Raw genomic sequence first — 8072 nt, 5'->3', positions numbered from 1 at the left:
TTAGTAAATAAGCCATTGGAGCTAAACAATTGGTTGTACAAGAACCAGCTGAAATGATTTTGTCCTCTGCAGTAAGTGTATCACTATTGACATTGTAAACGATCGTTTTCATTTTTCCTGCTGGTGCAGAGATAACGACACGTTTTACACCGGCATCTAAGTGTGCTTGTGCTTTTTCTTCAGATGTATAAAAGCCTGTACATTCTAAAACGATATCCACGCCATTTTCTTTCACCCAAGGAATTTTGCTGGCATCAGGTTCTGCGTAGACTTTTGTTTCTTCTCCATCAACGACGATCGCATCATCTGTGGCAGTGACTGTGCCTGGATAGGTACCATGAGTTGAATCAAACTGGAGTAACTGGGCTAGCATGACGGGGCTCGTCAAATCATTGATCGCCACGACTTCGATATCATCTGATACTTCTTTGATTCGACGGAAGGCCAAGCGACCGATACGTCCGAATCCATTTATTCCCACTTTTACTGTCATAATCTATTGTTCCTCCTCTTTTTTGATCTTACAATTAAAATTCTGCTACGAAACCAGGATTCTGTCAAAGAAAAACCCTTAATTTTTTATCTAGTTCTTTGGGAAAAGAGGCAGAAAAGATAGACAAATGGCCTTGCGGTCGTTACAATTAAATAGACTTTCTTAAAGGTGAACTTTGGCCTGCAAATGGCATGAATTGTATTCAAATTGGTTTATTAGAAGGTAAGAAGAGAGAATGGAGGGCACATAACATGTCCATGTTTTTAGATCAGGTAACAATCGATGTCAAAGCTGGTAAAGGCGGAGACGGGATGGTTGCATTTAGAAGAGAAAAATACGTTCCCGATGGCGGACCAGCCGGTGGGGATGGCGGCCGCGGTGGTGATGTGATTTTAGTTGTCGACGAAGGCTTGCGTACGTTAATGGATTTCCGTTTCAATCGTCATTTTAAAGCACAACCAGGTGAAAACGGAATGAGTAAAGGGATGCATGGCCGCGGAGCAGAAGATACGTATATCAAAGTTCCCCAAGGAACCACTGTCCGCGATGCAGACACAGGTGCTTTGCTAGGAGATCTGTTGGAGCAAGGACAGACGTTGACGATTGCCAAAGGCGGCCGTGGCGGTCGCGGCAATATCCGTTTTGCTTCGCCAAAGAATCCAGCGCCAGAACTAGCTGAAAATGGCGAACCTGGCCAAGAAAGAAAAATTGAATTGGAATTGAAAGTACTAGCTGATGTCGGCTTGGTTGGTTTCCCATCCGTAGGAAAATCTACATTACTTTCTGTCATTTCTTCTGCAAGACCGAAGATTGGTGCCTATCACTTTACAACGCTAGTCCCTAATCTAGGGATGGTAACGACTTCAGATGGTCGTAGTTTTGCTGTGGCCGATCTTCCTGGATTGATTGAAGGGGCATCGCAAGGTGTTGGATTAGGTACACAGTTTTTACGACACATTGAACGGACACGAGTGATTTTGCACGTGATCGATATGAGTGGGATGGAAGGGCGCGATCCGTATGAAGACTATCAAGCAATCAATCAAGAATTAGCAACCCATAACTTACGCTTGCTTGAACGTCCGCAAATTATCGTAGCGAATAAAATGGATATGCCAGAATCAGAAGAAAATCTGGTGAAATTCAAAGAGCAATTAGCAAAAGAACAAACCGATGAATTCGCAGATCCTTTGCCGATTTTCCCAATTTCAGGTGTCACTCGTAAGGGAATTGATGCTTTACTGAGTGCAACTGCAGACTTATTAGAAGTCACACCAGAATTCTTATTGTATGATGAGGAAATCGAAGAAGAAGTTGTTCAATATGGGTTCCATTCGGATGAACCAGAATTTACCATTGATCGTGATCCAGATGCTACTTGGATCTTGAGTGGTGAAAAGATTGAGAAACTCTTCCAAATGACTAACTTTGATCATGATGAAACAGTCATGCGTTTTGCCCGTCAATTACGCGGGTTAGGAGTAGACGAAGCGTTACGTGCGCGAGGAGCCAAAGATGGCGATATCGTGCGCATCGGTAATTTTGAGTTTGAATTTGTTGAATAAGATTAGTTGAGTAAGCTTAGTTGCTGCTTTAGATACAGTTAAAGCGTTAGCGCCTAATCCTATCAATAGGAACAACTCTTGATACAACTAGGGAATCTTTATAAAAAAGCGGAGTTATGAGATGACTTCGTTTTTTTATTTGTTTTCTTTTTCAAATAGACAAGATACTGGTAAAATAAAGAAAAGAAAGGGAGCGAAAATTATGGCAAAACGTGTGATTGTAATGAATTTCAACGCAAACTCGGAAGCATTCCAAGCATTTTCTGAAGTAAAACGCATGCATATGGAACGGAAAATCAAAGGAGAACAAATGGCTGTGATCACTCATACAGAATCCGGTGCGCACCAGTTCAAGATCGAAGATTTTCTAGACTTTACCGGTAATAACAAAGCATCGACTGGTGGAATGATTGGGATGCTAGTAGGAATTCTGGGAGGACCATTAGGAATCATGTTAGGCTGGTTCGGCGGTAGTATGATTGGTGCGACACGAGACGCCAAAGAAATCCAAAATGCACAATTGCTGTTTGAACATGTCAGCACCCAAATTGGGGTAGGCGACACTGGCTTATTGTTGATTGCAGATGAGGAAGACAATCGTCCACTAAATCAGTTGATCATGAATCAATTAGGTGGGGAAATTACTCGCTTTGACTATGATGAAGTAGAAGCAGAAATTGAAACGGCTAAAAAAGTCGAAGAAAAAACGAAAGCACAAGCGCAAGAAGATTGGAAAAAGTCTCATTCCCAATCTGAAGAAGAACAGGAATAAACTATAAATTGCATCTGACCTTCGTTTCCGCTAAAATTGGGGGAAGATGAAAGGAAAGAAGTATATGGAATTAGAATTTTTAGGTACCGGTGCAGGCGTACCAGCGAAACATCGGAATGTAACAAGCACAGCACTGCGGTTACTTGATGAACGCAATGCTGTTTGGTTGTTTGACTGTGGTGAAGGCACACAAATGCAGATTTTGCATTCTACGATTCGCCCACGGAAAATCGAAAAGATATTCATTACTCACTTACATGGAGATCATATTTATGGATTGCCTGGATTGATCAGCAGTCGCTCCTTTCAAGGGGGCGCTTCACCGTTAGAGATTTATGGGCCCATAGGTATTGAAGAATTTGTGCGGACCGTGTTAAAAATTTCTCAAACAAAATTGAGCTACCCGTTAGTTTTTCATGAGATCACAAAAGAAGGCATTCTCTTCAAGGACAAACAGTTTACCGTTTCTTGCCGTCGGTTGGATCACGGAATTGAAAGCTTTGGGTATCGAGTTGAAGAAGCGAGTCACCAAGGAGAGCTTCAGGTAGAAGCTTTGACTGCATTAGGAATCAAACCGGGTCCAGTTTTTGGTCGACTGAAAAAAGGCGAAATCGTCACGTTGGAAGATGGACGACAAATCAACGGAAGTGACTATGTAGGTGAAGCGAAAAAGGGACGTACCGTCACGATTTTAGGAGATACTCGCCTTTGTGCCAATTCGATCTTACTGGCTGAAAATGCAGATGTACTGGTTCACGAAAGTACCTTCAATAAAGATGAAGCTAAAATGGCTCGCGCCTATTTTCATTCTACAACGGTGCAGGCGGCTGAAGTAGCCAAACAAGCGCAGGTAAAACGATTGCTTTTGACGCACATTAGTGCACGCTATGTTGGGAAAGATATTACAAATCTGGCAAATGAAGCAAAAGCTGTGTTTCCTAATACGGTGATCGTGAAAGACTTCGATGTCATCGATGTCCCATTTGCAGAAAAAGGAGATCAAGATGTTGTTAGAAAATAAAGTAATTGTCGTAACTGGCGGATCTGCTGGCTTAGGGGAACAAATCTGTTATGAAGCAGCGCGTCGCGGTGCGATCGTGGTGATTTGTGCCCGTAGAAGTCAGTTGATCAACAAAGTCAAAGAACATTGTATGACATTAAGTGGCAAACCAGCTTATGCCTTTCAATTGGATATTGCAGACCCTGAAAGTGTCGAAAATATCATTGCTTCGATTCGTGAAAAGGTCGGAAAAGTGGACATTCTTGTCAACAATGCTGGTTTTGGTATTTTTCAAGAATTTACAGAAATGAAACCAGAAACGATCCGCAATATGTTTGAAGTGAACGTATTAGGGATGATGGTCTTAACACAGCAAATTGCTTTAGAAATGGTCGATCAGCGCTCTGGTCATATCATCAATGTGGCATCGATGGCTGGGAAAATTGCTACACCAAAAACTGCAGTGTATTCGGCAACCAAATTTGCTGTATTAGGTTTTTCAAATGCGTTGCGTTTGGAGTTGAAACCTTTCGGCATTCATGTGACAACTGTCAATCCGGGGCCTATCGAAACAGCCTTCTTTGACCAAGCAGATCCTAGTGGCAATTATTTAGCTTCTTTAGGGACATTTGTTCTTGAACCAACAAAACTGGCAAAGACCATCGTTAAAGCGATGATTCATCCAAAACGAGAGATCAATCGCCCACAAGTGATGGGAGTAGCTGCAAAATTCTACACACTATTCCCAGCTATTGGGGACTACTTGGCTGGAAGTCTATTCAATAAAAAATAGGAGTTGTTTTTGATGAAAAATCAATGGCGAGTAATCGTAGGTATTTTGTTGGTTTTAGTGATCGTCCTTTTTGCGGTCGCCAATAATATGACTGTTCCAATCAATTTTGGCTTTACTAGCATCAAAGCGCCTCTGATCTTGATTATCATTGGGGCGGCTTTGTTGGGGGCACTGATTATCTTACTAGTGTCAACTAGTACGATGTTCCAACAAAAGAAAGAATTAAAAAGATTACGGAAAGAATTGGCTGACTTTCAACAAAATAATGAAGAAAAATTTCAAGAACAGCGTGAGGTATTAGAACGGGAATATGCAAACAAGCAAGCAGACCTCGCCTTGAGGGAACAACAAATTGCTGAAGCAGAAGCAAAAACTGCGGCAGTTGTGCCTGGTGAACCACCAATTATAGAAAATCGTCAAGATACGTTTCCAGAGTAATGGTAAGCTTGCACTCTTGTTTTTCAAAAGAGGGTTTTGGGACTCCAACCAGAACGGTAAATCTCTGAAGTGAGGCGCAAGATTGGCTCACCACTCTTTTGCAACAAATGAGCAAAATAAAAACGACATCCTTCGATGGTCTTTCGATAAACGACCGAAGGATGTCGTTTTTATTGTACTAGAAATAGGATAGAAGCTGGTAGTGCTTTTTTGGTCAACGCTTTTCTTTTCTCCAAAATATTTGCTATAATTACCAAGTTAGGAGTGATTGTGTGAAACGCGCGAACTTTCATTGGCTGAGACCACAAAAAAGTGAATTATCAGCTAATTTCGAGGAAATGATCCAAGCAAGAGGTTTGTCACCATTAATAGGTCAATTATTATGGCAGCGGAATATTCGAACAGCAGCAGACTTGCAAAGTTTTTTAGAACCGGATTTGCAGGGACTTCATGATCCATTTTTGTTTTATGATATGGAAAAAGCCGTCGATAGAATTCAGACAGCGATCATGAATGAAGAGCGTATTCTGATTTATGGAGACTACGATGCTGATGGTATTACGAGCACGACTGTCTTAAAAGAAGCGCTGGAATTATTGGGTGCGGATGTTGAATTTTATCTGCCCAATCGCTTTACCGATGGCTACGGGCCCAATCTTTCCGTTTATCAAGATAAAATCGCAGCTGGTGTGCAATTGATTATAACTGTTGATAATGGTGTATCTGGTCATGAGGCATTGGCTTATGCCAAAGAAGCACAGGTAGATGTTATCGTTACAGATCACCATGAGTTGCCACCAGAATTACCCGATGCGTATGCCATCATTCATCCTCGCCATCCATTAGGAAATTACCCTTTTTCAGATTTGGCGGGTGTCGGAGTCGCATTCAAAGTCGCTACTGCGTTATTAGAAGAAGTGCCAGTCGAATTATTAGATCTCGTGGCAATTGGTACGATCGCTGACATGGTGTCGCTCACTGGTGAGAATCGCATTCTGGTCACTAACGGATTAAAAATGATCCAGCAAACCGAACGTGCGGGGCTCTCGGCACTGATCGAAGTGAGTGGTCTGAAGAAACGGGCAATCAATGAAACGGATATTGGTTTTGCCATCGGACCTCGTTTGAATGCGATTGGACGCTTGGAAGATGCCAATCCTGCGGTAACACTTATGTCGACATTTGATCCAGAAGAAGCCCAATTGTTAGCCAATCAATTAGATACGATCAATCTTCAAAGAAAGCAATATGTGGAAACGATTTTGAAAGAAGCTCAGAATATGCTTTCCGATTCAAATCAAGTCCATTTAATTGTGGGAGATGATTGGCATGAAGGTGTCTTAGGGATCGTTGCTGGACGATTGATGCAACAGACTGGCAGACCGGTCCTTGTTTTAACCAAAAAAAGCAACGGTATTGCTAAAGGTTCTGGGCGCAGTGTTGCAGCATTAAATCTATTTGACATGCTCTCTGGAATGCGTGAAATGTTTACCAGCTTTGGTGGACACCATGCGGCAGTAGGGCTCAGTGTGCCCATTGATCACCTTTCGATGCTCCAAGAACGTATGAATCAATACGTGGTCGATAATCGGATCGACCTTTCTAGCGGGATTCCGTTACCGATTGATGAAGAATTGTCTTTAGCAGAAATTACGACAAATTTTATCGAGTCGCTGAAAATTTTAGCTCCCTTTGGTACAGACAACCCAATCCCAAAGTTTTTGATTACGAATATTTCTGCTGATAATGGCCGACAAATTGGTACAGAGAATCAGCATTTAAAAGTCAGTCTTACAGATGGAGAAAATGGTCAATTAGATGTGATCGGTTTTGGTTTTGGATCACAGCTAGTAGAATTTGAGAGTGAAGGATTGGCCGTTGTGGGGCAATTATCTGTCAATGAATGGAACGGCAAGAAGAAACCACAGCTGATGTTGGAAGATTTTGAAGTCAACGGCATACAGCTGTTCGACTTGCGTTCAAAGAAAAATCGGCAAGGGTTGATCCTTGATGCCCAAACATTAGGTATTGCTTTTTCGGATAAATTGCCTTCAGAGATAGAACGATTTTGTCCGAACGTTCATGTTTATCAAACGTTAGACGATTTGACAGCTTTTTTTGGTTCAGGAAATTATACGCAACTCGCTTTTCTAGACTGTCCTAGCGAGAAAGAGCTTTTGAGAAAAATCATTCAAGAAATACCTGTCAATCGTATCTATTTGATTTTAGTATCCACAGAGGATGCTTATCTGGATGGTGTCGGGACTAGGGAACAATACGGCCGTTTGTTTCAACTGATCAATCAGCAGAATGGGATTGATATTCGCTATAAACTGCCAATGGTAGCTAACTACTTGCAGATTCCAGAAAAATTATTAATTTTTATGATTCAAGTGTTTTTTGATTTGAAATTTGTTACAATAAAAGATGGCGTTTTGAAAAAAGTCCCTGATCCAGAGAATAAGCCGCTTACTGAGAGTGTGTTGTATCAACAGCGACTTGCAAAAATCAAAACAGAAGAAGATTTACTAATGAGTGATTTATCAACGATTCGCAAATGGTTGATATCTTAGGAGGAAAAAACATGAATTTAAAAGACTATATTGCCAGCATTCCGGATTATCCGCAAGAAGGAATTGTCTTTCGCGACATCTCTCCATTGATGGCTGATGGAGAAGCTTATCGTTATGCAACACAGCAAATCGTCGAGTACGCTCAGGAAAAAGGGATCGACATGGTGGTTGGACCTGAAGCTCGTGGGTTTATTGTTGGTTGTCCCGTGGCGTATCAACTGGGTGTTGGTTTTGCGCCAGTACGTAAAAAAGGCAAGCTACCTCGAAAAACGATTGAAGCAACATACCAGAAAGAATATGGCGTGGATATTTTGACGTTACACGAAGATGCGATTAAACCTGGCCAACGTGTCCTAGTTTGCGACGATCTGTTGGCCACTGGCGGCACGATTGCTGCTACGATTCGCTTGGTCGAACAGCTTGGCGGCATCGTTGTCG

General features: G+C 41.9%; 8 protein-coding genes. 7 read left to right on the top strand and 1 reads right to left on the bottom strand.

Going from position 1 to position 8072, the window contains the following annotated elements:
• The coding region (locus AB5Z52_RS15165) for a glyceraldehyde 3-phosphate dehydrogenase NAD-binding domain-containing protein (protein ID WP_368266993.1) at nucleotides 1–493 on the bottom strand (493 nt) is incomplete at its 3' end.
• A gap of 251 nt (nucleotides 494–744) precedes the next feature.
• Between AB5Z52_RS15165 and obgE the strand changes: the two genes are divergently transcribed.
• The 7 genes from obgE to AB5Z52_RS15130 form a co-directional block, all read left to right on the top strand.
• Nucleotides 745–2058, top strand: a complete 1314-nt coding sequence (gene obgE / locus AB5Z52_RS15160; protein WP_003126661.1) for a GTPase ObgE — start codon at nucleotides 745–747, stop codon at nucleotides 2056–2058.
• Between the two features lie 202 nt (nucleotides 2059–2260).
• Nucleotides 2261–2830 (top strand): DUF456 domain-containing protein, encoded by a 570-nt coding sequence (locus AB5Z52_RS15155; protein ID WP_003126659.1) that lies wholly within the window; start codon nucleotides 2261–2263, stop codon nucleotides 2828–2830.
• 64 nt (nucleotides 2831–2894) lie between these two features.
• Nucleotides 2895–3851, top strand: coding sequence for a ribonuclease Z (gene rnz, locus AB5Z52_RS15150; RefSeq protein ID WP_003126658.1), 957 nt, complete (start codon nucleotides 2895–2897; stop codon nucleotides 3849–3851).
• Complete coding sequence (locus tag AB5Z52_RS15145; RefSeq protein WP_096710982.1) at nucleotides 3835–4623, top strand: SDR family oxidoreductase; 789 nt, start codon at nucleotides 3835–3837, stop codon at nucleotides 4621–4623. The genes rnz and AB5Z52_RS15145 overlap by 17 nt, the downstream gene beginning before the upstream one ends.
• 12 nt (nucleotides 4624–4635) lie before the next feature.
• Nucleotides 4636–5061 carry a lipopolysaccharide assembly LapA domain-containing protein gene (locus tag AB5Z52_RS15140; RefSeq protein ID WP_003126656.1) on the top strand — a complete coding sequence of 142 codons (426 nt, stop codon included), beginning with the start codon at nucleotides 4636–4638 and terminating at the stop codon, nucleotides 5059–5061.
• A 272-nt stretch (nucleotides 5062–5333) separates the two neighbouring features.
• Nucleotides 5334–7634, top strand: a complete 2301-nt coding sequence (gene recJ, locus AB5Z52_RS15135; protein ID WP_005473216.1) for a single-stranded-DNA-specific exonuclease RecJ — start codon at nucleotides 5334–5336, stop codon at nucleotides 7632–7634.
• 11 nt (nucleotides 7635–7645) lie between these two features.
• Nucleotides 7646–8072: adenine phosphoribosyltransferase (locus AB5Z52_RS15130; protein WP_368266992.1), on the top strand; the 427-nt coding region annotated here is incomplete at its 3' end.

The sequence above is a fragment of the Enterococcus sp. RTP21361st1_A6_RTP21361_211029 genome (assembly GCF_040910045.1).
Classification (GTDB): domain Bacteria; phylum Bacillota; class Bacilli; order Lactobacillales; family Enterococcaceae; genus Enterococcus_D; species Enterococcus_D gallinarum.
Note: the sequence above shows the minus strand (reverse complement) of the source record. Positions and strands in the feature narration are given on the sequence as shown.

Excerpts from the sequence above, each read along its gene's own strand:
- obgE (WP_003126661.1), top strand. The coding sequence starts at position 745 with ATGTCCATGTTTTTAGATCAGGTAACAATCGATGTCAAAGCTGGTAAA.
- AB5Z52_RS15155 (WP_003126659.1), top strand. The coding sequence starts at position 2,261 with ATGGCAAAACGTGTGATTGTAATGAATTTCAACGCAAACTCGGAAGCA.
- rnz (WP_003126658.1), top strand. The coding sequence starts at position 2,895 with ATGGAATTAGAATTTTTAGGTACCGGTGCAGGCGTACCAGCGAAACAT.
- AB5Z52_RS15145 (WP_096710982.1), top strand. The coding sequence starts at position 3,835 with ATGTTGTTAGAAAATAAAGTAATTGTCGTAACTGGCGGATCTGCTGGC.
- AB5Z52_RS15140 (WP_003126656.1), top strand. The coding sequence starts at position 4,636 with ATGAAAAATCAATGGCGAGTAATCGTAGGTATTTTGTTGGTTTTAGTG.